The organism is Blastococcus sp. SYSU DS0616, from assembly GCF_054051015.1.
In genome coordinates, this window is the sequence record NZ_JBJHAJ010000063.1 from 1 (window position 1) to 571 (window position 571).

Annotated in this window: 1 protein-coding gene; it reads right to left on the bottom strand. The window is 69.7% G+C overall.

What is annotated here, in order from left to right; all coding sequences use genetic code 11:
* Positions 1 to 520: flagellin (locus ACI79K_RS21120; protein WP_456600683.1), on the bottom strand; the 520-nt coding region annotated here is incomplete at its 3' end.
* Between the last annotated feature and the right edge of the window lie 51 nt (positions 521 to 571).

Sequence of the window (571 nt, forward strand, 5' to 3'; positions counted from 1 at the left end):
CCTGGGCCATGTCGGCGTCCCGCACGCGGCTCTCGGACGCGGAGAGGTTCTCCACCGCGACGTTGAGCGAGTTGATGGTGCTCTCCAGGCGGTTCTGCGAGGCACCGAGGGTGGCGCGGGCGCCCGACACCTTCTCGATCTGGGCATCGATGAGCGCCAGGTCGTTGACCGAGTCCACGTACGCCGTTCCGCCGTTGGTCACGCACGTCGCCACTTGCTTGACCGCCTGCGCCATGGCGAGGACGTTGGTCAAGTCGACGTCGATGGTCTCGTCGCCGTTGGCGCCGGTCTGGAACGTCAGCGACAGGGCGGCGTCGCCGGCGGCAGCCGTGGCCGGGTCGCCGCTGGCGCCCAGCAGGAGCTTGGTGCCGTTGAAGTCGGTGCGCTTGGCGATGTCCTCCAGCGCGCCGGCGAGCTCGTCGATCTCCTTGCCGATGTAGCCGGCGGCGGTCGTGGTGACCACGCCGGTGTTGGAGGCCTGGACGGTGAGGTCGCGGACGCGCTGCAGGATGCTGTGCACCTCGGTGAGGGCACCTTCAGCGGTCTGGACGACGGAGACGCCGTCCTGGGC